The 24,041-nt window shown below is 34.7% G+C and carries 21 protein-coding genes; 6 read left to right on the top strand and 15 right to left on the bottom strand.

What is annotated here, in order from left to right; all coding sequences use genetic code 11:
- Positions 1-48: 48 nt before the first annotated feature.
- Entirely contained in the window at positions 49-480 is a 432-nt protein-coding gene (locus tag G9Q29_RS14870) for a WD40/YVTN/BNR-like repeat-containing protein (RefSeq protein WP_225872910.1), read from the bottom strand.
- 27 nt (positions 481-507) lie between these two features.
- Entirely contained in the window at positions 508-1,104 is a 597-nt protein-coding gene (locus G9Q29_RS14865; protein ID WP_225872909.1) for a beta propeller repeat protein, read from the bottom strand.
- A 113-nt stretch (positions 1,105-1,217) separates the two neighbouring features.
- On the opposite strand from G9Q29_RS14865, the gene G9Q29_RS07985 reads away from it, so the two are divergent.
- From G9Q29_RS07985 to G9Q29_RS07975, 3 genes are all read left to right on the top strand, one after another.
- Entirely contained in the window at positions 1,218-2,513 is a 1,296-nt protein-coding gene (locus G9Q29_RS07985; protein WP_166135380.1) for a hypothetical protein, read from the top strand.
- 110 nt (positions 2,514-2,623) lie between these two features.
- Positions 2,624-4,585, top strand: a complete 1,962-nt coding sequence (locus tag G9Q29_RS07980; protein ID WP_166135377.1) for a KUP/HAK/KT family potassium transporter — start codon at positions 2,624-2,626, stop codon at positions 4,583-4,585.
- 139 nt (positions 4,586-4,724) lie between these two features.
- Complete coding sequence (locus tag G9Q29_RS07975) at positions 4,725-5,939, top strand: RsmB/NOP family class I SAM-dependent RNA methyltransferase (protein WP_166135374.1); 1,215 nt, start codon at positions 4,725-4,727, stop codon at positions 5,937-5,939.
- Positions 5,940-6,029: 90 nt separating this feature from the next.
- On the opposite strand, the gene G9Q29_RS07970 is transcribed toward G9Q29_RS07975, so the two are convergent.
- Together G9Q29_RS07970 and aroC are read right to left on the bottom strand one after the other, a co-directional pair.
- Positions 6,030-7,310: a dicarboxylate/amino acid:cation symporter gene (locus tag G9Q29_RS07970; RefSeq protein WP_166135371.1), complete on the bottom strand. Its 1,281-nt coding sequence runs from the start codon at positions 7,308-7,310 to the stop codon at positions 6,030-6,032.
- A 98-nt stretch (positions 7,311-7,408) separates the two neighbouring features.
- Positions 7,409-8,467 carry a chorismate synthase gene (aroC, locus tag G9Q29_RS07965; protein ID WP_166135368.1) on the bottom strand — a complete coding sequence of 353 codons (1,059 nt, stop codon included), beginning with the start codon at positions 8,465-8,467 and terminating at the stop codon, positions 7,409-7,411.
- Between the two features lie 320 nt (positions 8,468-8,787).
- On the opposite strand from aroC, the gene G9Q29_RS07960 reads away from it, so the two are divergent.
- The gene (locus G9Q29_RS07960; RefSeq protein ID WP_166135365.1) at positions 8,788-9,273 is read left to right on the top strand and encodes a hypothetical protein; all 486 of its coding nucleotides are present in this window, start codon (positions 8,788-8,790) and stop codon (positions 9,271-9,273) included.
- Between the two features lie 51 nt (positions 9,274-9,324).
- Here G9Q29_RS07960 and G9Q29_RS07955 read toward each other — a convergent pair whose 3' ends face one another.
- The 8 genes from G9Q29_RS07955 to G9Q29_RS07920 all read right to left on the bottom strand — a co-directional run bounded on the left by G9Q29_RS07955 (position 9,325) and on the right by G9Q29_RS07920 (position 17,390).
- The gene (locus tag G9Q29_RS07955) at positions 9,325-9,753 is read right to left on the bottom strand and encodes a protease complex subunit PrcB family protein (RefSeq protein WP_166135362.1); all 429 of its coding nucleotides are present in this window, start codon (positions 9,751-9,753) and stop codon (positions 9,325-9,327) included.
- Positions 9,754-9,769: 16 nt separating this feature from the next.
- On the bottom strand, positions 9,770-10,903 hold the full coding sequence (bshA, locus tag G9Q29_RS07950) for an N-acetyl-alpha-D-glucosaminyl L-malate synthase BshA (protein WP_166135359.1): 1,134 nt from the start codon (positions 10,901-10,903) through the stop codon (positions 9,770-9,772).
- Positions 10,904-11,161: 258 nt separating this feature from the next.
- A complete protein-coding gene (locus G9Q29_RS07945) occupies positions 11,162-11,644 on the bottom strand; it encodes an ABC transporter ATPase (protein ID WP_166135356.1) in 483 nt (160 codons plus the stop codon).
- A 130-nt stretch (positions 11,645-11,774) separates the two neighbouring features.
- Entirely contained in the window at positions 11,775-12,566 is a 792-nt protein-coding gene (locus G9Q29_RS07940; RefSeq protein WP_166135353.1) for a (Fe-S)-binding protein, read from the bottom strand.
- Between the two features lie 66 nt (positions 12,567-12,632).
- On the bottom strand, positions 12,633-13,964 hold the full coding sequence (locus tag G9Q29_RS07935) for a (Fe-S)-binding protein (protein ID WP_166135351.1): 1,332 nt from the start codon (positions 13,962-13,964) through the stop codon (positions 12,633-12,635).
- A gap of 1 nt (position 13,965) precedes the next feature.
- Positions 13,966-14,937: an MlaD family protein gene (locus G9Q29_RS07930; RefSeq protein WP_166135348.1), complete on the bottom strand. Its 972-nt coding sequence runs from the start codon at positions 14,935-14,937 to the stop codon at positions 13,966-13,968.
- A gap of 50 nt (positions 14,938-14,987) precedes the next feature.
- Positions 14,988-16,130, bottom strand: a complete 1,143-nt coding sequence (locus tag G9Q29_RS07925) for an N-acetylmuramoyl-L-alanine amidase family protein (RefSeq protein WP_166135345.1) — start codon at positions 16,128-16,130, stop codon at positions 14,988-14,990.
- A gap of 33 nt (positions 16,131-16,163) precedes the next feature.
- Entirely contained in the window at positions 16,164-17,390 is a 1,227-nt protein-coding gene (locus G9Q29_RS07920) for an N-acetylmuramoyl-L-alanine amidase family protein (RefSeq protein WP_166135342.1), read from the bottom strand.
- A 134-nt stretch (positions 17,391-17,524) separates the two neighbouring features.
- Here G9Q29_RS07920 and G9Q29_RS07915 point away from each other — a divergent pair, with 134 nt between their 5' ends.
- On the top strand, positions 17,525-20,224 hold the full coding sequence (locus G9Q29_RS07915; RefSeq protein WP_166135339.1) for a putative LPS assembly protein LptD: 2,700 nt from the start codon (positions 17,525-17,527) through the stop codon (positions 20,222-20,224).
- 58 nt (positions 20,225-20,282) lie between these two features.
- Positions 20,283-20,663 (top strand): RidA family protein, encoded by a 381-nt coding sequence (locus G9Q29_RS07910; RefSeq protein WP_166135336.1) that lies wholly within the window; start codon positions 20,283-20,285, stop codon positions 20,661-20,663.
- A gap of 84 nt (positions 20,664-20,747) precedes the next feature.
- On the opposite strand, the gene G9Q29_RS07905 is transcribed toward G9Q29_RS07910, so the two are convergent.
- From G9Q29_RS07905 to pfkA, 3 genes are all read right to left on the bottom strand, one after another.
- Positions 20,748-21,599 carry an N-acetylglucosamine kinase gene (locus G9Q29_RS07905; protein WP_166135333.1) on the bottom strand — a complete coding sequence of 284 codons (852 nt, stop codon included), beginning with the start codon at positions 21,597-21,599 and terminating at the stop codon, positions 20,748-20,750.
- 128 nt (positions 21,600-21,727) lie between these two features.
- A complete protein-coding gene (gene gap / locus G9Q29_RS07900; RefSeq protein ID WP_166135330.1) occupies positions 21,728-22,732 on the bottom strand; it encodes a type I glyceraldehyde-3-phosphate dehydrogenase in 1,005 nt (334 codons plus the stop codon).
- Between the two features lie 72 nt (positions 22,733-22,804).
- Positions 22,805-23,791, bottom strand: a complete 987-nt coding sequence (gene pfkA / locus G9Q29_RS07895; protein WP_166135327.1) for a 6-phosphofructokinase — start codon at positions 23,789-23,791, stop codon at positions 22,805-22,807.
- Positions 23,792-24,041 lie beyond the last annotated feature (250 nt).

The raw sequence follows: 24,041 nt of genomic DNA, 5'->3' as shown, positions 1-24,041 counted from the left end.
TTAATTCAAAAAACACACCCTAATTTTAAAACTAGGGTGTGTTTTTTTTTACTGGAACTGAATTCGAATCATTTTTTGTTGACCAGCGGCAATAGCGGTCGTTCTACTTATGAATCGAATAGTATTTAAAGTTGGATCTGAAAAAAGTAATTTCCAACTTTGGCCTGAGTCACTGGAATAATACAAACCAGAAAAACCTACTGAAACCAATTCTTTACCAGCACCTCCCGGCACAAATTGTACACAAGAAGCATAGCCAAACCCTTGATTCTCGGCAACCAAATTCCAAGTTTTCCCTCCGTCTAGTGTTATTGCTTTATTACCAAAATTTTGATTTCTATTTTCATAGTCTCCACCCGAGATAAACCCGATTTTACTGTTGTAAAAATCAGCAGTAAAAATTCCAGTCATAGCACGTCCTTGTACAATTGGTGTTTTGTAAACAGTCCAACTTCGTCCGCGATCACCAGAATAAAACACTCTCGATTGTGTTCCACCTGAAACAATCTAAGTATCATTCCCTTTAACAATTATATTTGTATTGCTTGCAGCAAAAGCTGCCTCGCCTTGTTTGATAGTGGGTAAAACAGAGGCTGGAATTTTAGACCAAGTAGCACCTCCGTCTCTGGTTATAATAATATTTAAACAATCAGCTACAGGATCCCCCATTGCAATACCCTCGTTGGCATCCCAAAAACGCATGCTGTCGAAAAAAACTTTTTCATTACTTTCTTGATAAACTAGTTTAGGTACAAGTGATTTTTTTGGAATTTTATATAAAAATGCAGGATTACCCACATTTACAATAAACACAGACTTTTTATTTTGAGCGATACTTCTAAATTCTAGTGGAGCTTTACCGTTAGCAATTAATTGCTCTTTACGCTCATTTTTATTGAGATCAAATGAGCCAAAACGACCTTTATCTGCAGCGTACCAGACTACATCACCATCAATTTCAATAGCACGAATACTAATTTTATCTTTAAAAAGAGTATCAATTTTTACCGAACTAAAAGTATTTTTCAATACAGTATTTTTACTTATATTACAAGCTAAACAACTTGTCAAAAGCAACAAAATCAATAGTTTATTTATCATCATAGATTTTTATTTTAAGGCTAAAATACAATTTTAAAAGAGAGCAGCAAACCTAATAAAATATATTGGCACAGTAATTGGTTCTTCAAAAAAAGAAAAACCTAAAATGATACAAAATGAAAACGAAAGTACTTTTACTTGCCCTACTGATTCCTGTTTTCAGTATTCAATTGCAAGCGCAAAATCGATCTTCTGTGCAAGCAACAAGTTCGGAAATCAGTGATAATCTAGATCTACGAGCGGTAGCTTCTATTTTTGGAGAAGCGCGCGACTTACAAGATTTTGAACGACGCCTTAACGATCCTGATGCACAAATTTCAAATCTTGACTTGAACGATGACCAAGAAGTTGATTACCTGCGCGTAATCGAAACTGTAGAAAACAGAACACATCTTATTATTGTACAAGCAGTTTTAGATCGCGATGTATACCAAGACGTTGCCACAATTGATGTTGAAAAAGATCAATACAATAAGGTACATGTACAAGTGGTTGGAGATACTTATTTGTATGGAGCCAATTACATTTATGAGCCGGTATATTACAGTACACCCGTTTTATATGCCTCTTTTTGGAGACCATCTTATAGACCTTACTGTTCAACTTGGAACTGGGGTTATTACCCAAGTTACTACAGAGCATGGAATCCATTTCCAGTTTTTAGATATAGAAATAACATCAATATCAGCTTAAATTTCAACAATAACTACAACTATGTCAATTATAGACGCAGCAACCAAGCAATAGTTTTATATAATTCGAGACGATCTAATGGTTATGAAAGACAACACCCACATTATTCTTTTTCGCACCGAAACGCAACGGTTACCAACCGCTATGAATTAGATAGACAAAGGTCTTCACGAGGTAATGTATCCTATGCAAACCGACGAACAAGTACAGAGAATCGATACAATACGAATGCAAGTCGCAACACACAAGGAATAGACCGAATTGCTACACCTAGAGGATCTTCAAACGATAGGTCAACAGCAAATGGCTCGTACTCTAATCGATCAAACAGAACTACAGATGAGGTTGGTCGTACCTCAAGAGTTGATGTACCAAATAGAGGTACCCGAAACTCCTACGAAACAAGGAACATGACAAGTAATCGTAGTTTCCCATCGAGAGGACAAGAAAATGGAAGTTCATCAGTTGATAGCCGCGCAGGCATCCCTAGATCAGGAAGAATCGAAAATCGCAGTTCCAGTCCTAATCGCGATGAACGTAATTCAATAGGAGAAAGAGGTCAAAATAGAACATTTTCACAAAACAGAGTAGAAAACAGTTCTTCTAGCAGAAGCACAAATGCAACTCCTGCACCGCGCGAAAATGGCAGAGCTAACGTACCGCAACGAACAGAAAACCAAAGAAGTAATTCAGGGAGAGGCGAGAACAGAAGATCTTAGTAAAACTACCAAATTGTTAAAAACACGGCCTTCCAGCCGTGTTTTTTTTCTTAAAGAGTTCTTAATTTATTTAAAAAGTGTAAATTTGAGCACTTTTATAAATATTTTTCATGAGCACTTCACACAAAGACCTCCATAGTAAATGGACATTAGGTGGATTATTAATTTCATTAGGAATCATTTACGGAGATATTGGCACATCCCCTTTGTATGTAATGAAAGCCATATTAGGCACACATCTCATCAACGCAGATATTGTTTTAGGAGGTATCTCTTGCGTATTTTGGACGTTAACTTTACAAACTACGATCAAATATGTAATTATCACTTTAAGTGCAGACAATCATGGAGAAGGCGGAATATTTGCTCTTTATGCTTTGGTCAAAAAAACTAAAATCAAATGGTTAATTGTTCCCGCAATTATCGGAGGTAGCGCCTTACTCGCTGACGGAATCATTACACCACCAATCTCGGTGTCTTCAGCAGTTGAAGGAATCAGAACGTATTATCCGGAAATAAACACGATTCCAATCGTGATCAGTATTTTGTTTGTACTATTTGCAATTCAGCAATTCGGAACAAAACTTGTTGGGAAGTTTTTTGCACCAATGATGTTCGTATGGTTTGCAATGCTTGCTACCTTAGGAGTATCTCAAATAATGCTAAACACTAGTGTTTTAAACGCAATAAACCCATACTATGCTTACCATTTACTGAGCATTCATCCTGAAGGATTTTTTGTTCTTGGATTCGTATTTTTATGTACAACTGGTGCCGAAGCATTATATTCTGATATGGGACATTGTGGACGAAAAAACATCCGTATCAGTTGGATTTTCGTAAAAATTGCTTTAGTCCTAAACTATTTCGGACAAGGAGCATATCTAATGCAACATGAAGGTGCAACTCTTCAAAGTATTGGTGGAAAAAATGGAAATCCGTTTTACCTCATTATGCCAGATTGGTTTCAACCCATAGGAATTGTAGTAGCTACACTTGCTGCTGTAATTGCATCTCAAGCATTAATAAGTGGCTCATTTACATTGATAAATGAAGCTATGAGGCTAAATTTCTGGCCTAAAGTAAAAATCAAATATCCAACAGAATTAAAAGGACAATTATATATACCATCGATTAATTGGTTGCTATTTATTGGTTGCGTTGGCATCGTTTTGCATTTTGAAGAATCTAGCAACATGGAACATGCCTATGGTTTGGCAATTATTTTGTGTATGATCATGACTACAATTTTGCTAAATTATTACTTGATAATGAAACGTGTGCCCTTGTACTTTATCGTACCGCTAATTACTGTTTACTTGATGATTGAATTTAGTTTCTTAGCAGCAAACATCACAAAATTTGCCGAAGGTGGTTACGTAACATTATTCATTGCAATTGCACTCATTTCTGTAATGACTATTTGGTATGTGGCTAAAAAAATCAATAAGAGCTACACAAAAATCGTTAAGATTGAAGATTACAAAAAAGTACTTGTTGAGCTAAGCGCTGACCTTTCTATTCCAAAATACGCTACCCATTTGGTTTATATGACTAACGCCGGAAGAGTTGATGAAATTGAAGAAAAAGTAATGTACTCTATCTTACAAAAAAGACCTAAGAGAGCCGATATCTATTGGTTTGTTCATGTGAACATTTTAACGGAACCTTACAAAACAGAATATAAAGTTACCGAAATTGTAAAAGATGATTTGTACCGCGTCGACTTTAATTTAGGTTTTAGAGAACCTACGAAAATTAATTTGATGTTTAGAGAAGTGATTCGCGACATGGTTAAAAAAGGTGAAGTAGATATTACAAGTCGTTATGAATCATTGAATAAAAACAACATTATAGGGGATTTCAAATTTGTATTATCTGAAAAATTCCTGTCTAATGACAGCGATTTAAGATGGCACGAAAAAATAGTAATGAACTCTTACTTCTTTATAAAAAAACTTAGTCTATCAGAAGAAAGAGCCTTTGGATTAGATAGTAGTTCTGTTAAAATAGAAAAATTTCCAATGGTGTTACATGCACCTGAAAACATAGGATTAACGCGAGTGAAATAATTTTTTCTCACTTATCTATTAAAAAACATTGTATTTATACGGTGTTTTTTTTTGGATAAAAATTAAAATACAATAATCGGTATTTAAAAACAATACATTAAAGTCAATAAATAGTACCTTTGCACCTCAATTATTTAAAATGAGATTACACAGAAATTTAGTTTACACTACAATAGACGCCTTAAATGCTATTTTTAACGAAGGCGAATATGCTGATAAAGTAGTAGCCCGATCCCTTAAAAAAGACAAAAGATGGGGCAGTTCAGACAGAAAGTTTGTCGCCGAAACAATATACGAAATCGTTCGTTGGAAACGATTATACTCTGAAATCGCAGAGGTTAAAGAGCCTTTTGACAGAGACAACTTATGGAGAATGTTCTCTGTATGGGCAGTTTTAAGAGGTTATCCTATTCCTGATTGGCGTCAATTAGAAGGAACACCAGAAAGAAAAATTAAAGGTCGTTTTGATGAATTATCAAAAGTTCGTGCAATTAAAGAATCTATTCCAGATTGGATGGACGAATTGGGCGTAAAAGAACTTGGTGAAAAAGTTTGGGCTACTGAAATTGCAGCACAAAACCAACCTGCTCGTGTTATTTTACGTGTAAACACACTAAAAACTACTCGTGAAGCATTACGTGCTATTTTGATGGACTTGAACATTGAAACTGAAACCTTAAAGGCACAACCTGATGCTTTAGTTTTAAAAGAGAGAGCAAATGTGTTTTTAACAGATGCTTTCAAGCAAGGTTTATTTGAGGTTCAAGATGCCAATTCGCAACTTGTTGCCGCCTTTTTAGATGTGAAGCCAGGAATGCGTGTTGTTGATACTTGTGCTGGTGCCGGCGGAAAAACATTACACATTGCCTCCTTGATGGAAAACAAAGGGCAATTAATTGCAATGGACTTGTACGAAAGTAAATTAAAGCAATTGAAAATTAGAGCGAAAAGAGACGGAGCGTTCAATATTGAATACCGCATTATCGATTCGACAAAAGTGATTAAAAAACTTCACGAGAGAGCAGATCGCGTATTAATTGATGCACCTTGCAGTGGTTTAGGCGTTTTAAAAAGAAACCCGGATGCAAAATGGAAACTTAAACCCGAATTTATTGATAACATTCGCAAAGTACAATCGGAAGTTTTGGAAAGCTATTCAAAAATTGTAAAACCAGGTGGGAAACTTGTTTATGCCACTTGCTCTATATTACCATCAGAAAATCAAGAGCAAGTAAAACGTTTTTTAACTACCGAAATTGGAAAGCAATTTACCTTTGTAAAAGAACATAAAATTTTAGCTTCTGATTCAGGATTTGACGGATTCTACATGGCATTGATGGAGAGAAAAGCGTAATTAATTTTTATTCAATATAAAAAAAGCTCCGATTAAAATCGGAGCTTTTTTATTGCTGTAAACTGAACTTGAAAAAATATTTTATTTTTTTTAAGCTTCTAATACTTCTTCTACCTCTCCATCAGCTTCCCATTTACCTACCACAGAAGTTGCAAGTGCATTCCCTAAAACATTAGTAGCACTTCGAAACATATCACAAAAATGGTCAATTGGCAAAATCAAAGCTATTCCTTCAATTGGAATATCAAACATACCGCAAGTTGCAGCTACCACAACCAAACTAGCTCTTGGAACTCCTGCAATACCTTTACTGGTAAGCATTAGCACTAACAACATGGTCATTTGTGTACCTAAATCTAAATCTATTCCGTAGGCTTGCGCAATAAAAATACTTGCAAAAGTCATATACATCATACTTCCATCAAGGTTGAATGAGTAGCCTAATGGCAACATAAATGATACAATTCTATCCTTAACCCCAAAACGTTCTAATTCTTCAGTCAATTTAGGAAAAACAGCTTCGCTACTTGTTGTACCAAAAGCGATAATTAAAGGGCTCACAATTCGTTTAAGCAAAACGGACATTCTGCTTTTTAGAAAGATAAAACCAACAGCAATTAAAACAACCCATAAAGAAGAAATTCCGACAAGAAACGATCCAAAAAACTTAAAATAAGTAATTGCTAATTCCTGAAAATCACGTACTGCAAACACACCTGCGATAGCACCAAATACACCAATTGGAGCAAATTTCATCACATAATTAACCATTTTTAAAACTATGTGCGAGGTTTTATCAAGCGCGTTAATTACTGGCTTTACGTAATCACCCAGAGAAGCTGCAGCTAAACCAAAAAAAATAGAAAAGATTACAATTTGTAAAATCTCATTGGTTGCCATTGCTTCGAAAATACTTTTAGGAACAATATGCTCAATAAAATTTTCAAATGAAATGTTTTGTGTTTTTGCTGTAACCTCTGCAACAGAGCCTAATTCAACATTTGATAAATTTAAACCAACACCAGGCTCAAGAATGTTTACAAAAAACATTCCTAGCAATAAAGATATGAATGAGGCCGTAAAAAACCATCCCATAGCTTTACCACCAATGCGACCAACCGCTTTGATATCGCCTAATTTAGCAATTCCAACAACTAGCGTTGTGAAAACTAATGGCGAGATAATCATTTGCACCAAGCGAATAAAAACAGTAGCTAAAATTTTAATTTTTGTACTAAAAGCTTGAGCAGATTCTGCATCAATATTATTATGAATAACAATTCCTAAAATGGCTCCAAGTATCATGGCTACCAAAATTTGTCCTGTTAATCCTGAAAAAAAAGATGCTTTTTTTGTGGTTGTATTATCCATTAAAAAGTTTTAAAATTTATAAAAATAACAATGTTTTAAGCTCGACTATTTAAATATTAATAAATGTAACAATGCTTAAATTAACTGTAAAAATAGGTTTAATATATTTTATTTATCAAATAAAAATCAGCAATAACTATTGCCGCCATTGCTTCAACAATTGGAACTGCACGAGGTACCACACAAGGGTCATGACGACCTTTACCGGTCATCTCTGTGATTTCTCCTTTGTTATCTAAAGATTCTTGTTTTTGCATGATCGTTGCTACAGGTTTGAAAGCTACATTGAAGTAAATATCCATTCCGTTACTAATCCCGCCTTGAATTCCTCCTGAACGATTGGTTTTGGTAGTACCATCAGCGTGATACAAGTCGTTGTGCTCACTGCCTTTCATTTTAGCACCTTCAAAACCACTCCCATATTCAAAACCTTTTACGGCATTGATTGATAACATTGCTTTACCTAATTCAGCATGTAGTTTATCAAAAACTGGCTCTCCTAAACCTACTGGAACGTTTTTAACAACACAAGTTACTACACCTCCTACAGTATCACCTTGCTTGCGTATGTCTTTTATGTAAGCTTCCATATCGGCAGCAGTCGCAGCATCTGGACAGCGAACTGGATTATTTTCAATCGAATTAAAATCTAATTCTTGATATGGAATATCTAAAGTTATTGGTCCAACTGCAGAAACATAAGCGTGGATTTTAATTTCGGGAAGCATTTGTTTTGCAATAGCTCCTGCAACTACTCTACTAGCCGTTTCACGAGCTGAACTTCTGCCGCCACCGCGATAATCACGAAAACCATATTTTTGATCATAAACATAATCCGCATGACTCGGGCGGTAATTATCCTTTATATGTGAATAATCATCTGATTTTTGATTGGTATTGGGAATAATAAAACCAATTGGCGTACCTGTAGTTTTACCTTCAAAAAGACCAGATAAAAACTGTACATCATCTGGTTCTTTTCGCTGAGTGACAATTGCTGATTGTCCTGGTTTTCTGCGCGCCATTTCAGCTTGAATTGCTTCAAGATCAATGGTGATTCCTGGGGGGCATCCATCGATAATACCTCCTAACGCTTCACCATGAGATTCTCCAAAAGTTGTTAATTTAAATAAGGTTCCGTAGCTATTCCCTGCCATTGTAGTTAGTTTTTAACAAAAGTACCATTTTACTTTAAAGTTCAAAAGTTTAGTGTTTAAAGTTTTAGACCAAAGAGGACATTTATTGTTGTAAAAATTAATGAAAAGGGACTTTACAAAATCAAAAAGAGTAATAAGAAGTCCCGAATTCTATTACAACCTGTATCCTACAAAAACTGAAAATTAATAAAAAATAGTTGTAAAGTGAAGATTTGAGATTTTAAAACGACTACATTAGATTATATAAGAAATATCAAAAATGATATAAAGCATCCGCCAACTTATGATCTATCTTTGTAAAAACAAAAAAGAAACAATTTATGAAAAAGATTATTTTATCAGCGATTATGCTAATGGGGTTAGCATTTACTGCTCAAGCACAAGACATATCTAAAAATGCTTTAGGTCTACGTTTGGGTGATAATGATGGTTTTGGTGGAGAAATCTCATACCAAAGAGGCTTAGGAGACAATAATAGATTAGAATTAGATTTGGGGTTTAGAAACAATGATAATTTTGATGCTTTTAAAGTTGCTGGACTTTACCAATGGGTATGGAATATTGACGGTGGATTCAATTGGTACGCTGGTGTTGGTGGTGGACTTGGATCTTGGAGTAACAACAGAATTGATGATAGCGGTACTTTCTTATTTGCAGCAGGTGACTTAGGAATTGAGTACAATTTTGAAGAAGCTCCAATTCAATTAGCACTTGACATCCGTCCAGAATTATATTTTAACTCTGATGGATATAGAACGGATAATTTTGGTCCTGATTTAGCTTTGAGCATTCGCTACAGATTTTAATCAATAATTGACAAAAAAAAAGGCCATTCTCACTTTAGAATGGCCTTTTTGTTATTTAAAAAGAATTGGTTTTTTTGAATTAATTTTCAAAACACAAAACGGATTTGAAATTGATTGTATCACCATACTTCCTGGTTCTGGAGCTTGCTCTTTTACAGTTACAATAATATTTGTATCTGTTTCAACCACGTTTTCAACTCCAATAGAATAACCACCACTAGATTTTTCACCAAGGTTTAAAATTACAAAATTTGCACGTTGTACATCAGCAGCAGTAACTTTGTTTTTTAACAGCTCATCGTTTTGTAACATCGTAATTTCATTGGGAGCAGTTAAAATTTCAAAAAAACGAATGGCAGCACCACCGTTACTTTGTTGAGTTAAAACTTCGTAAAGCGAATTAGAACTTTGATTTTTTGTATTTGTAGTACCACAAGAAAAAAGAACTACTGCGATAAATGAGCCTACTAATCTTTTCATGAATCTTGGTTTTGTATTACTTGTATTTTTGAATGGCTTTTTCGTAAAGCGCTTCGTACAAAGGTAAAATATTCTTAATATCAAACTGCTGTGCCACTTGAAATGCATTGGCCTTAAAACTTGCCAAAGTAGCATCATCTTTAAGAATTTTCAAGGCATTTTGAGCCATTTCTTCAGTATTTCCAACATCACTTAAGAATCCAGAAATACCCTCAAAATTCACTTCTGGTAATCCTCCCGAGTTACTTGAAATCACAGGCACACTGCAGGCCATTGCCTCAAGTGCAGCTAAACCAAAACTTTCGGTTTGCGAAGGCAACAAAAACAAATCAGTAAAACACAAAATTTTATCAATTTCATTACTGTTTCCAAAAAAGATTACTTTATCCATTATACCTAATTCTTGGCACAATTGCTCGGCTTTTTCTTTTTCAGGTCCATCACCTACCATCATCAATTTGGCAGGAATTTCTTTTTGAATATTATAAAAAACCTGAACTACATCAGGAATTCGTTTTACTTTTCTAAAATTACTAATGTGTGTTATGATGCGTTCATTTGGATTTGCCATTACTGAACGTTGGCAAGGCAAACCTCCTTCTTTAACTGTTTTTTCAAGCTCAATAAAGTTCGGGATAACTTCAATCTCATTTTTTATATTAAAAAGTTTCAAAGTATCCTCTTTTAAACTTTGAGAAACAGAAGTAACCACATCTGATTTATTGATGCTAAAAGTAACAGCTGGCTTGTAAAAAGGGTGATTTCCTACCAAAGTAATATCGGTACCGTGCAAAGTGGTAACCATAGGAATATTAATCCCTTCATCTTTTAACATTTGCTTGGCCATGTATCCTGCGTAGGCATGCGGAATGGCATAATGTACATGCAATAATTCTATGTTGTACAATTTTACCATATCTACCAATTTGCTCGAAAGCGCTAATTCATAAGGTTGGTAATGAAACAAAGGATATTCAGGAACATTTACTTCGTGGTAATGCACATTTGGACTTAAAAGAGCCAATCGAACCGGTTGCCTATATGTAATAAAATGAATTTCATGGCCACGACGTGCCAATTCTAAACCAAGCTCTGTTGCGACAACACCGCTACCTCCAAAAGTAGGATAACAAACAATTGCAATTTTCATGTATGTAATTTAATGCTACGAATGTACTAAAATTTGAAATGGAAAGCTTAATTTAAAGTACTAAATAGCTCTTAAAAAAAGGAAAAATTACAATTTGATAACTTAAAAAACTAGCCAGTTATAGTTCAAAAAATGGAATAATCAAAAATAAAAAAAACAGCAACTTCTATTTTATATAATAGAACGCTGCTGCATATAGCTTCTAATTTAATTTTGTTAAAATCAAATTGAGATTAAAAATTGTTGTAATAATTAAAGTTAAAAGAAACGACTGTGCCAGCTATCGGCAGCAGCTACCTCCCAAGATTCATTGAATTCTTGTACGTTATTAACCAAATTATTAAACACAATAGTATTCTCGGTAACGGCTTTATCTTTAACCATTTTTTTAAAATCAAGCAATGGTTTGTGAGCAATGTGCTCGCCAAGTTTAAAAGTTACGTTCATTTTGTCTAACAAATCAACCGAATATTTTTTTTCAAGACTTTGAATGAATTCAACTGAGGCGTCTATAGAACAGCCTGTAGCCATTTGAACGTCTTGATTTACTGCAAGAATGATAAATCTATTATACTTTAGTTGGTACGATGCTTCAAGACTTGTACCATGTGCAGCCCATTCATTTAAGAAAGATTGAACTGCGGTTTCAATTTCAGCAAATTCCGCGTCTGAAAACTTTCTATTAGATTGGTAAATCCAAATGCGAGATTCTTCAGTTAAATTTTCAAAAGGAACGTACATAGTTATTGTTTTATGATAGATACAGAATGATTTACTGTTTTTCTATATTGTTTATAATTTTAAAATAGCGAAATTCATTTGTTTTCACATCTAAAAGTTCTACTTCGCTGTAACCGATTTTTAATTCATATTACAGATCTTGAGCATTAGCAATAAGCTCCGCAATATCCATGACTTTTACCTCACCTTCTTTTTCTTTATTCTTAATTCCGTCAGTCATCATCGTGTTACAAAACGGACAACCTGCAGCAATAATTTCTGGTTGTGTCTCAAGTGCATCTTCAGTACGCTCGATATTTACCTCTTTATTTCCGTTTTCGGCATCTTTGAACATTTGCGCTCCACCTGCACCACAACACAATCCGTTTGCTTTGGAGCGTTTCATTTCGACCAACGCAGCATCCAATTTAGAAATTAACTCTCTTGGTGCTTCGTACACATTATTGGCACGACCTAAATAACAAGGATCATGAAAAGTAATACGTTTTCCTTTAAATTGACCACCTTCAATAGTCAACCTTCCATCGTCAAGCAATGATTTTAAAAATTCAGTATGATGAATTACTTCATATTGACCACCTAATTCAGGATACTCATTTTTAAGGGTATTGAAACAATGCGGGCAAGCTGTTACAATTTTTTTTGCTTCATAGGCATTTAAAACCTCGATGTTCATCATGGCTTGCATTTGAAACAAAAACTCATTACCGGCTCTTTTTGCTGGATCGCCAGTACAACTTTCTTCCGTACCAAGCACCGCAAATTCCACTTTAGCACGGTTTAAAATACGTACAAAAGCTTTAGTTATTTTTTTAGCTCTATCATCAAAACTTCCTGCACAACCTACCCAAAACAAAACCTCTGGTTGTTTTCCTTGGGCCAACATTTCGGCCATTGTAGGCACTATTAAATTTTCTGACATACTCTATATATTGATAGGGTTATAGTATAATTTGAACTCAATTCATTTTTGCTTTCGCCAAAAAAACTACTCGTTTTTCCAGTTCAAACGGTCTTGTTGATTGTACTGCCATGGCGCACCATTGTTTTCAATGTTAGTCATCATAGCGTTTAGAGGCATTGGTGCAGCACTTTGTTCCATAACCAAGTAACGACGCATATCTAAAATAATAGATAAAGGACTTATGTTTACTGGACATTCTTCGACACACGCATTACATGAAGTACATGCCCACAATTCCTCAGGGGTGATGTAATCGTTTAATAATGTTTTGTTATCTGGAATAAAAATACCTTTGTTTGCATCAATATTACGACCTACTTCTTCTAGTCTATCTCTGGTAGCCATCATAATTTTACGTGGAGACAATTTCTTTCCAGTAATATTCGCAGGGCACGATGATGTGCAACGTCCACATTCAGTACAGGTGTAGGCATTTAAAAGTTGCACCCAATTCAAATCTTGAACATCACTAGCTCCAAATTTACTCGGAACCGCATTCTCATCAACTGGTGCTGCTGCAAAAGGATCAGCATTTGGATCCATCATTAACTTCACCTCTTTAGTCACCGAAGCTAAGTTATCAAACTCGCCTTGCGGATTCAAATTAGCAAAATAGGTATTAGGAAACGCTAGCAAAATGTGTAAATGCTTAGAGTAATACAAGTAGTTCATAAAAATCAAAATACCCACAATGTGCAACCACCAGAATAATTCCGAAAGTAACATCACTAACTCATTAGAAACACCATCAAATAGTGGCGCAATAAACTGACTTATTGGGAATGAACCTGCTTGGATAAAATGAGAGTAGCCACCCGGTACATTTTGTAAATGTAAATCGGTTGCATTCATTAGCAAAAATAATGTCATCAATACCACCTCAAAATACAAGATGTAATTAGCATCGTTTTTTGGCCAACCTTTAAGATCGCTGCTAACAAAACGTTTCAACTTAATCACGTTTCTTCTTGTCCAAAATGCAAAAACTGCAAAAAGCACCAAACCTGCTAAAATTTCAAAAGATGCTATTAAAACATCATAAGTAACTCCAATAAACGCAAATACTCTGTGCGTTCCAAAAAGTCCGTCGATAATAATTTCGAGTAACTCAATATTGATAATTACAAAACCTACATAAACAATGATATGCAAGATTCCTGCAATAGGACGCTTTACCATTTTTGATTGCCCAAGAGCAATCATGGCCATATTAGTCCATCTTGCTTTTGGATTGTCGATACGATCGACGTTTGTACCCAGATTGATGTTTCTCCTTAATTTTTTTACGTTATTAAAAAAATAACCAAAACCAACTGCCAATAAAACGGCAAATAAAATGTTGTCTAGATAACTCATATTATTTATTTATTTTGTCTTGAGGGATAGAATCATTTTGCGGACCTGTATAAGGCTTGTTTTTTTTACCAAACAAAGAAATATTTACATATCGTGTAGGATACAAGCGTACGTCTTGTAGCAACAACTCTAATTCTTTTGTAGATGCTTTAATGTTATTGTAAAAAGCTTCGTCTTGCAACAATTTGCCCATAGAGCCTTTACCTTCTTCAAGCTTTTTCATGATACCATCAACACGACCCAAAGTAGCATTTAAATTTTTAACCGATTTACCTAAATCAGCTTTTACCAAGGAATCCGAAATTTTAGAGAAATTACTAGAAATTTTACCAAAGTTTGATACCACACCGTTTAACTGTGATTTATTGGTGTTTAGCAACTCATTCACACTAACAGAAAGCTTGTGAAACTCCGCTACGGTTTGACTCATTTCCGATAGGGTTAGCTTTAAATCTTGCTGTCCTTTTTGATCCAAAACGTTGTTAAGACCCGAAATAAGCTTATCACTACTGCCAAGCAATTTTTCTAATTTTTCTTGTAAAGGAGCTAATTGATCGCCTACTTTGTCTGCTAGTCCCATTTTAGTAGTTGCTAACAATCGTTGTCCGTCTTCGGCTAACGTCTTGTCATTAAAATTAGGTACAATTGCAATTTGTTTTCCACCAATAAAACCCGGCTCATAAATCATGGCAGCACTTGATTTCGAAATAGGAAAATCTGTTTGTAATTGCAATTCTACCAGCAAAGCGCCTGTATTTTCATCAATTGCTATTTCATTAACCTTTCCAATTACCAACCCGTTAAGTGTCACAGGAGCAGATTTTGCTAAACCTTCAACACTTTTATATTCAACATAAAAGGTTTTATAGTTACCAAAAAGGTCTTTGCCCTTTAAAAAACTATATCCCCAAATAAACAATAATATCGATGCAATTACGAGAACTGCTGCTTTTATTTCTCTAGTTATTTTCAAAATTTCTGTATTTTGTACAAATTTAATATAAAAAAATCGACTTGTAATAATTATTTCAATGCTTCTTTAAGACTAATCGTTTGTCCGTTTTTCACTGCAATTATGTATGCCGACGTGTAACCTTTATCTTGTACGACCTTTAAGTTTTGCTTAGCAATTTCGTAACTTGTTGTATTACCGTATCTGTAATTAAACAATTTACCACTAGTTGCTAATACAGATACGTCTTTTAAGCCTTTAAAGTTTGATGGAACTAATTTTAATTCTCTGGTTCCAGCAGCAAATTGCACTAAAAACGAAACTTTATCATTTTCACTTGTGCTTTTACTAGAGCTTGTTCCTTTACCATTGCTTTCATTTTTCGTAACTTCTTTATCAGCGTTTTTGCTATCATCATTTGTTACAGACGTAATTCTATCGTCAAAATATTCTCTTTTGTAATCCACAATAGCAGTTGCAATTGCTTCAGCCATTTGGCTTTGACCCGCATCTGAATTCAGATACAAACCCTCGCTTTTATTACTCAAAAAACCCAACTCAATTAAAACACTTGGCATAAATACCGCATCTAAAACCCATAGAGGAGTTTGCTTAATACCTCTTGACTTTCGATTTAATTGCTTCACAAAATTATTCTGTATTTTTGATGCCAATGCAATACTTCTGTTCATATAATCTTCTTGAAGCATTTGCAAACCTACCATTCCTAGCGGATTTTTTGGATCAAAACCTTTATAGGCACTCTTATAATCTTTTTCGAGTAATATTACCGAATTCTCTTGTTTAGCAATTTCTAAATTTCCTTTACTTCTAGATAGTCCCATCACGAAAGTTTCTGTCCCGTATGGCTCAGGATTAGTTACAGAATTGCAATGCACGGAAACAAACAAATTGGCACGAAGGGAATTGGCTTTGCGAGGACGATCTTTAAGAGGAATAAAAACATCACTTTCTCTAGTGTAGACAATTTGAATGTCTTTGTGTTTTTTTAAAAATTGCTCCAATTTTAAGGAAGTTTTGAGCGCGATTTCTTTCTCTACAAAACCGTGGTAAGAGTTCCCAGGGTCTTTTCCACCGTGGCCGGCATCTAAAATTATGACGAACTTATTTTTTGATTGGGCCAGAATCGGCACAGTAACAATGAGAGCTAAAAGAACTAAAAAGATACGACAAGGGTGTAATGTAATTTTCAAAATAAGGGTGGGAATAGAAATTGTGTTGCAATATTATTGAATTGCTTCTTGAATGTTTATCTTTTTTCCTTGTTTAAATGCAATTAAAAAAGAAGAATTATAGCCTTTCTCTTTGGCTTGCTTCAAGTCTTTTTTTGCAGCCTCAAAGTTATTTGCATTACCATATAAGTATTTGTACACTCGATCCTCGTATAATACGGATACATCAGACAATCCATTGAAGTTTTGTGCCAACAAGTCAATTTTTTTGGAGCTTGCAATCAGTTGTACTTTAAAAACTACGCCTGGATTGGTAGTTGTCACTGCTAAAGCTGGTGTAACAACTGGCGCAACGACTTTGGGAACAACAACCGCTGCAGCAACAGGAGCCACAGTTTGCAATGCAGATGCGGCATCGTTGTTAACCGGAGTCCCTGATTGCATTTCATTTTTACTATTTTCAATCATTTTTTCAGAAGGAGTCTCAGCAGGTGCTTCAACTTCGCCCTCTCCAAAATACTCTTTCTTATAACTTACAATAGCGCCAGCAATTGCTTTTGCAATTTCATCTTGACCTTCTTCAGAGTTTAGTCGATTACCTTCAACAGTATTTGATATGAATCCCATTTCAATAAGGACTCTTGGCATGTATGCTTTGTGCAAAACCATGAACGGAGCTTGCTTTACTCCCTCTCCACGAATTTTTTTTCCTAAATCACCAAAAGCTTCTTCGACTTTACTGGCCAATGCAATACTATTTTCTAAATATTCTTCTTGCATTAAGGTCATACCAATCATCGTTTCTGGAGAATTTGGATCAAAACCTTCGTATTTTTCTTTGTAATCTTTCTCTAAAGTTACTACCGAGTTTTCCTTCTTTGCAGCATCTAAATTGGAAGCTACTTTACTCAAACCCATTACATAAGTTTCAGTACCATCAGCAACAGTGTTTCTATTTGCGTTACAATGAATAGATACAAAAATATGAGCATTAACGCGATTGGCAATATTTGCTCTTTCAATCAAATCAATAAAAACATCTGTCTTACGAGTATAATTGACCTGCATTTGTGGCGTAGCTTCTAGAATTTTACCAACCTTGAGAACCACTGCTAAGGCTATATTTTTTTCAATTCGACCTTCGTAAACAGCACCAAAATCATGTGCTCCATGTCCCGCATCAAGCGTGACTTTAAAAGCATTAGTTTGACCATATCCTACCACGGAAAATAAGGCAAGACATATTGGTAAAAAGAATTTGATTTTACTAGAAATGTGCATAAAGCTATTCGTTAATTTTATTAAAAGACTACAGTTATAAAATTATTTAATTGACTATTTTTGACAAAAAATAATATGTAAGTTTGACGTGTCAAAAAACAGGCCATAATTTTACAAAAATAGCATTTATACCGTTGCATACAAACTTATTTAATATCGTTTTATTATCATTATTCCTTTCTCTGGGTTCTGGTAAATTATATTCGCAAGATATCGTCAAAAAGAAAGCCGCTATACAAGCTCCTACTAAAAAAAGTACTGCAACTAATCCTTCTGTACCCGTTATTACTCCAAAACCAGTGGTCGTAGTAGCTACCGACAGTATAAAAAAAGATAGTTTAAAACCTAAGAAAGCTTTTTTAGATGGAAAAGTACGCTATAAAGCGGAGCACTACGTTAAAATAGATCAAAAGAAAAAACAAATCACTTTATACGATCAAGCCGAATTGTATTATGAAGACGTTGAACTAAAGTCGGGAAAAATTATCATGGACTACGAAAAAAACGAAGTCTATGCCGGTAGATTAAAAGATTCGACGGGAGCTTACACGCAATATCCGAATTTTAAACAAGGTGCCAATGTCGTGGAACCCGACTCGATTCGATTCAATTTTAAAACAAAAAAAGCATTGATTTGGAATTCAAGATCAGATCAAGGAGAGTTTAAAATTAAGGCTGCCGTAACCAAAAAAGAAAATGATTCAGTATACTTTTTAAAAGGAGCACGTTTTACTACATCAAAAGATGTTGATAATCCTGAATATTACTTTCAAACCAATAAAGTAAAATTTATTCCTGGCAAAAAAGTAGTCACAGGCTTAACAAATATGGTTATTGCCAATGTACCCACTCCTATTGCATTGCCATTCGCTTTTTTTCCGATGAGTAAAGAAAACAGCGTTTCGGGTTTGATTTTACCAAGCTATAACGACTCTAATACGAGAGGATTCTCATTACAAAACTTAGGCTATTATTTTGCCTTGAGCGATAATTACGATTTGACCGTTCTGGGTGATTATTACACGAATGGTAGTTACGGTATGCGTTTCGAATCGGCTTACGCAAAAAGATACAGCTACAGAGGAAACATCAATGTTCGTTTTGAAAACCTAATCACCAGCGAAAGAGGTTATCCTGATTATTCAAAACAGAACATCTATAACATTCAGTGGTCACACGCTAAAGACAGTAAAGCTAATCCAAATTCTACCTTTTCAGCATCTGTAAACTTAGGAAGTAGTCGCTATTTTCAACAATCTATTAATCAAGTAAATATTGGTTCTAACTTAAATAATACCTTAAGTTCTTCGGTATCTTACTCAAAAACATTCAATACGGTTCCGCAATTGCGCATGTCATTAACAGCTACGCATTCGCAAAACACACAAACGCAAGAGATCAACATGACGCTGCCTACTTTGCAAGTGAGTGTTGATCGTATTTACCCTTTTTCAAGTAAAGATGGACCTCGTAAGGGATTTATTAAAAACATAAATTTACAATACAACTTAAACGGTCGTAATAGTATTGTGACTAACGACTCGCTATTCTTTAAGCCGCAAATGTTCCGCGATGCCAGAGTTGGTTTTCAACACAGTATTCCGTTAAGCACCAACTTTAAATTGTTCAAATATTTTAGTGCTACTAGCTCCATAAATTATGAAGAAATTTGGACTACTAAAACAATTGAAAGAAGTTTTGATGTTGACCAAAGTCAAGTAGTTGACAAAACGGTTAACGAATTCGATGCATTTAGAACATATAATTTTTCAACTAGCATTGGTACTACAATTTACGGGACTTTTAATTTTGGAGAAAATAAAAAAATTAAATCGATACGTCACGTCATGCGTCCTTCTGTATCATACGGGTATACTCCAAGCTTTGAAAAATACTACGACACTTATGCTACCGATGCATCAGGAACAATGCGCCAGCAATACACTCGTTTTGAAAACGGTCTTTACGGAGCTCCTGGACTGAATAATGCAAACACACTTGGATTTGATTTGAGCAATACATTTGAGGCTAAAGTAACTGATAAAGACAGCACCAAGGTAGAACCTAAAAAAATCATGTTATTGAATAATTTAAACCTTTCAACATCATATAATTTAGATGCTGATGGAGTGACCTCACTTGCCTTTGCTCCTATTCGTGTAAGTGGCGGAACGAATTTATTTGACAACAAGATGAACGTCAATTTTGGAGCTACACTCGATCCATACGCAATTGATAATTCTGGAAACAGAATTAATGTCTTTAACATTAACAATGGCGGTAGTTTGTTTAGAATGACCAGCTCAAATATGACCATTAATTATTCTTTATCAAGCCAAGGAAAAGATAAGAAGAAGAAAGACAAGAATTCATTAAGTCAACGAAATGGTGGTCGAGAAGATGACTTGTTTGGTACCAATACGGACTTGGGAGACAGCCGAAAAAGTCAATTTGATGATGAAGAAGAAGACGAAGGCGAAGACAAAATTGCAGAGTTTTTTAATGCAAAGTTACCTTGGGATATGACTTTTGCTTACTCCCTTACTTACGGAAATAACAATCGAGAAAATCAAATTATTGGCAATTCCATTATGATTTCTGCTAATGCAGATTTGACCCCAAAATGGAAAGCAGGAATATCAACAGGATACGATTTTGTTCAAAAAGGTGTCACATTTACACAACTTCGTTTTGAAAGAGATTTGCTAAGTTGGAGAATGGATTTTAATTGGTCTCCGTTTGGAGAAAATGCCAACTGGGGATTTTTTATTGGTATTAAATCAGGAATCCTTAGTGATATTAAATGGGATAAAAGAAGTGTAATAAATCGTTAAGAACTCTTCTTTTAAATTTCTTAACTTTAATTCTATATTCAAAAACAAAACTATTTTTATGAAAAAAGTAATATTTACAACTGCTGCACCGGCTCCTATAGGACCATATAGTCAAGCTGTATTATCTGGAAACACCTTATATACATCAGGACAAATTGCATTACACCCTGAAACTGGCGAATTAGTAACTGCTAACATTCAAGAAGAAGCAGAGCAAGTAATGCAAAATATGAAAGCAGTTTTAGCTGCTGCAGGAATGACTTTTGATCACGTGGTCAAATCAACCATCTTCATTATGGATATGAATGATTTTGGAGCAATCAATAGCGTTTATGGCGCTTACTTTAACGAAGAAACCGCTCCAGCTAGAGAAACTGTGCAAGTGGCTTGCTTACCAAAAAATGTGAATGTTGAAATTTCGATGATTGCTGTTTTGTAAAACACTAGCGATGCTAAAATAAAAAAACACTATTTTCTCAAATGAGAAAATAGTGTTTTTTTATGCGAATTATTTTGAAAGGGCCTATTTGTTCAGGTTATGATAAGCAATCAAACCATCGATAGGTCTGCGCAATACGTTCCCTAATTGTAATTCGTATTTATCAAAAGTTTCTTGTAATTCCTCTTTTAAGTAAAAAGCAATTGATCCAACAAAATGAACTGGAACTTCTTTGTGGTTCTCGTATTGCTTGATGTAGTTCTTTACAAAAGATTTCATTCCTTTAAAAATGATTTTTCTACAAAACTCAGAATCTTTATGTTGAATTAAAAATTTAGCAAAAGTTGCTAAATAAGCATTAGGATTAGGCTCTTTGTACAATTTGCTTTTAATTGCATCTGGGTCTAAATCGTATTCTTTCTCGAACGCCTCAGCCAATTCTTTTGGCATTTTGTTGAAATAATACTTTCTGATCAATTCTTTCCCAAATACGTTTCCGCTGCAATCATCCATAGCAATGTAGCCTAATGATTGTACTTTTTGGAACAACTCTTTGCCATCAAAATAACTACAATTAGATCCTGTTCCCAAAATAGAAACTATAGCTTTTTCGCCAACAGGAGTTGTAGCGTATACAGCAGCATAGGTATCCTCACGAACATCTATAATAGCGTTAACAAAATACTTTTGAAAAACCTGCGAAAGCGTCACTTTCATTTTTTCGGTTCCACATCCGGCACCGTAAAAAAACAAATGTGTTGCATTTTTCTTATTGTGTAAAATATCAAAACGGTCATTTAACCGCTCAATAATTTCATCTTCCTCCAGAACTTCTGGATTTAGACCTAGTGTTTGGGTAGTAAATAATATTTTACCATTATCATCAATCGCAATCCAATCGGCTTTTGTAGAACCACTATCAACTATTAATCTCATTTTCTATTGGTTTATTTTGGTTTGGCCACACTTTGATCAATTAAAACATTAAGGTTAAAATCCGCAAAGCGTTAAAAATAAAATCCCGCTATACATGTACATAACGGGATTTGTAAATATATAAATTATTATTTTAAACCAGCAATGTGTACTGATAAATCAATCAATTTACTTGAATAACCGTACTCATTATCATACCAAGAAACTAGTTTGAAGAAAGTAGAATTCAATCCGATACCAGCAGTAGCATCAATGATAGAAGTTCTTTTGTCAGAAATAAAATCTTGAGATACAACAGCGTCTTCCGTATATCCTAAAATGCCTTTCATAGTGGTTTCAGAAGCATTTTTCAATACTGCCATAATCTCTTCGTATGAAGTTTCTTTAGCTACTTTTACGGTTAAGTCTACAGTTGAAACGTCAGCTGTCGGTACACGAAACGCCATACCAGTTAATTTTCCGTTCAGTTCAGGAATAACTTTCCCTACTGCTTTTGCAGCTCCCGTTGAAGAAGGAATAATATTGATTGATGCAGCACGTCCGCCTCTCCAGTCTTTTCTTGAAGGTCCATCAGCAGTCATTTGAGTTGATGTTGTAGCGTGTACTGTAGTCATTAAAGCTTCAACAATTCCGAAGTTATCATGAATTACTTTAGCCAAAGGAGCCAAACAGTTCGTTGTACATGATGCGTTTGACACGATTAAATCAGTTGCTTTTGCAGATTCGTGGTTAACACCCATTACAAACATTGGAGCATCAGCTGATGGCGCAGAAATAATTACTTTTTTAGCTCCACCTTTAATGTGCTCATTTGCAGTTTCGATAGTTGTAAAAATACCCGTACATTCTGCAACTACATCTACATCTACTTCATTCCATTTCAAATCTGCAGGATTTCTTTCGGCAGTAATACGAATATTTCTTCCGTTTACAAATAATTTTCCTTCTTTAACCTCTACATCACCATCAAAACGACCGTGAACAGAATCATATTTTAATAAGTAAGCTAAGTGATCTACATCTAACAAGTCATTGATTGCAACAACTTCTACATTGTCTCTATTGAAAGATTCTCTGAAAACAATTCTTCCAATTCTTCCAAATCCGTTTATTCCTAATTTTACTTTTGACATTTTACTTTAATTTTTGTTTATTTTACTTCGCTCTTCCTAAAGTCTAATTTCCTCACAATAAACTTTAATTATTTATGTAGACATAATGTCTGATACTCTCAATAATTCACGATCAATCATCGTTTTCCCTTTAATAGCTTGCTCTAGTGGTGTAAGTGCTACTTGATCGTTTTGCAATCCTACCATGTAATTTGATTTACCATCTATCAAGGATTCTACTGCTTTTACACCCAATCGGCTTGCAAGCACACGGTCAAAACAAGATGGTGAACCACCACGCTGCATGTGGCCTAGTACTGAAACACGCACATCATATTCTGGTAAATTGGCCTCAACATAATCTTTCAATTCAAATACGTTTTTACCAATTTTATCGCCCTCTGCAATAACCACAATACTTGATGATTTTCCTGATGCTTTACTTTTTTGCAAAGATTCTAGTAAACGATCTAGACCTAAATCTTCCTCTGGAATTAAAATTTCTTCTGCTCCTGCGCCAATACCTGCGTTTAATGCAATATGACCGGCATCGCGTCCCATTACTTCTACAAAGAATAATCTGTTATGAGAACTGGCTGTATCTCTAATTTTATCAATTACATCAACAACAGTATTTAGAGCCGTATCGTACCCTAAAGTATGACTTGTTCCAAAAATATCATTATCTATAGTTCCTGGAATCCCCATTACTGGAAAATTAAATTCAGAATTAAAAAGTAATCCTCCTGTAAAAGTTCCGTCTCCACCAATAACTACTAGAGCATCAATTCCTGCTTTAGTTAAATTTTCGTGGGCTTTTTTTCTGCCTTCTGGAGTTTTAAATTCTAGTGAACGGGCTGATTTTAATATGGTACCGCCTTTGTTCACAATATTATTTACACTTCGAGGTCCCATTTCTTTGAAGTCGCCTTCAATCATTCCTTGATAACCTCTATAAATTCCTATACATTCTATATTGTGATATGCGCACGTTCGTACAACTGATCGAATCGCAGCATTCATTCCAGGGGAATCACCTCCGGAGGTTAAAACCCCAACTTTTTTTATTGTTTTTGGCATTATTTAAGTATTAAAGTGTAAAACTAGCAAACATTAACCACTTATGAGACAGTGTTTTTATTTAATTGAGAACGAAATAGAAATTCAAACGTTTTCGTTGATAAGTTTTTTGTTTCGTGAATAAAGTTGCATTTTATTTAACAAAACTCAAAAAAGCATACATTTAATTTAACAATTAGCAACTTGCTCCTTTTTTTAAGTAATCAAGACCGTGTTTGAAAAAGTGATTTTGTACTACTTTCTGTAAAAT

The sequence above is a fragment of the Flavobacterium turcicum genome (assembly GCF_011365745.1).
Classification (GTDB): Bacteria; Bacteroidota; Bacteroidia; order Flavobacteriales; family Flavobacteriaceae; genus Flavobacterium; species Flavobacterium turcicum.
Note: the sequence above shows the minus strand (reverse complement) of the source record. Positions and strands in the feature narration are given on the sequence as shown.

Excerpts from the sequence above, each read along its gene's own strand:
- G9Q29_RS14865 (WP_225872909.1), bottom strand. The coding sequence starts at position 1,104 with ATGATGATAAATAAACTATTGATTTTGTTGCTTTTGACAAGTTGTTTA.
- G9Q29_RS07985 (WP_166135380.1), top strand. The coding sequence starts at position 1,218 with ATGAAAACGAAAGTACTTTTACTTGCCCTACTGATTCCTGTTTTCAGT.
- G9Q29_RS07980 (WP_166135377.1), top strand. The coding sequence starts at position 2,624 with ATGAGCACTTCACACAAAGACCTCCATAGTAAATGGACATTAGGTGGA.
- G9Q29_RS07975 (WP_166135374.1), top strand. The coding sequence starts at position 4,725 with ATGAGATTACACAGAAATTTAGTTTACACTACAATAGACGCCTTAAAT.
- G9Q29_RS07970 (WP_166135371.1), bottom strand. The coding sequence starts at position 7,310 with ATGGATAATACAACCACAAAAAAAGCATCTTTTTTTTCAGGATTAACA.
- aroC (WP_166135368.1), bottom strand. The coding sequence starts at position 8,467 with ATGGCAGGGAATAGCTACGGAACCTTATTTAAATTAACAACTTTTGGA.
- G9Q29_RS07960 (WP_166135365.1), top strand. The coding sequence starts at position 8,788 with ATGAAAAAGATTATTTTATCAGCGATTATGCTAATGGGGTTAGCATTT.
- G9Q29_RS07955 (WP_166135362.1), bottom strand. The coding sequence starts at position 9,753 with ATGAAAAGATTAGTAGGCTCATTTATCGCAGTAGTTCTTTTTTCTTGT.
- bshA (WP_166135359.1), bottom strand. The coding sequence starts at position 10,903 with ATGAAAATTGCAATTGTTTGTTATCCTACTTTTGGAGGTAGCGGTGTT.
- G9Q29_RS07945 (WP_166135356.1), bottom strand. The coding sequence starts at position 11,644 with ATGTACGTTCCTTTTGAAAATTTAACTGAAGAATCTCGCATTTGGATT.
- G9Q29_RS07940 (WP_166135353.1), bottom strand. The coding sequence starts at position 12,566 with ATGTCAGAAAATTTAATAGTGCCTACAATGGCCGAAATGTTGGCCCAA.
- G9Q29_RS07935 (WP_166135351.1), bottom strand. The coding sequence starts at position 13,964 with ATGAGTTATCTAGACAACATTTTATTTGCCGTTTTATTGGCAGTTGGT.
- G9Q29_RS07920 (WP_166135342.1), bottom strand. The coding sequence starts at position 17,390 with ATGCACATTTCTAGTAAAATCAAATTCTTTTTACCAATATGTCTTGCC.
- G9Q29_RS07910 (WP_166135336.1), top strand. The coding sequence starts at position 20,283 with ATGAAAAAAGTAATATTTACAACTGCTGCACCGGCTCCTATAGGACCA.
- G9Q29_RS07905 (WP_166135333.1), bottom strand. The coding sequence starts at position 21,599 with ATGAGATTAATAGTTGATAGTGGTTCTACAAAAGCCGATTGGATTGCG.
- gap (WP_166135330.1), bottom strand. The coding sequence starts at position 22,732 with ATGTCAAAAGTAAAATTAGGAATAAACGGATTTGGAAGAATTGGAAGA.
- pfkA (WP_166135327.1), bottom strand. The coding sequence starts at position 23,791 with ATGCCAAAAACAATAAAAAAAGTTGGGGTTTTAACCTCCGGAGGTGAT.